The organism is Streptomyces abyssalis, from assembly GCF_001751365.1.
GTDB classification, from domain to species: Bacteria; Actinomycetota; Actinomycetes; order Streptomycetales; family Streptomycetaceae; genus Streptomyces; species Streptomyces abyssalis.
In genome coordinates, this window is the sequence record NZ_LJGT01000016.1 from 1 (window position 1) to 617 (window position 617).

Annotated in this window: 1 protein-coding gene; it reads right to left on the reverse strand. The window is 69.5% G+C overall.

Annotation, left to right across the window (positions count from 1 at the left end; genetic code table 11):
• Positions 1 to 617 (reverse strand): sensor histidine kinase (locus tag AN215_RS00055; RefSeq protein ID WP_245694112.1); only part of this gene is annotated, 617 nt, incomplete at both ends.

Consider the following 617-nt stretch of genomic DNA (forward strand, 5'->3'; position numbering starts at 1 on the left):
CGCCAGGGGAGTTCGGCGGTGATGGTGGTGGGGCCGCCGGTGGGGGAGTCGAGGATGAGGAGGCCGTCGACGGCGGTGAGGCGGTCGGCGAGTCCGGCGAGTCCGGTGCCGGTTCCGGTGGTGGTGGCGCCGCCTTTGCCGTCGTCGGTGGTCTGGAGGAGGAGGCGGTCGTGGGTTTTCCAGATGTCGATGCGGGCGGTGCGTGCTTGGGCGTGTTTGGTGATGTTCTGGAGGAGTTCGGAGACGGTGAAGTAGGTGATGCCTTCGATGGCTTGGGCGGGGCGGTCGGGGAGGTCGACGGTGACGGTGACGTCGGCGGTGCAGCGTGCGGCGAGTGCGGAGAGGGCGGGGCCGAGGCCGCGGTCGGTGAGGATGGCGGGGTGGATGCCGCGGGCGAGGTCGCGGAGTTCTTGGAGGGCGAGTTTCACTTCGCCGTGTGCTTCGTCGACCATGTCGGCGGCGGCTTGGGGGTCTTGGAGGAGTTTTTCCTTGGCGAGGCCGAGGTCCATGGCGAGGGTGACCAGGCGTGCTTGTGCGCCGTCGTGGAGGTCGCGTTCGATGCGGCGCAGGTCGGCTGCGGCGGTGTCGGCCACCGAACCACGATCCGACTCCAGCTC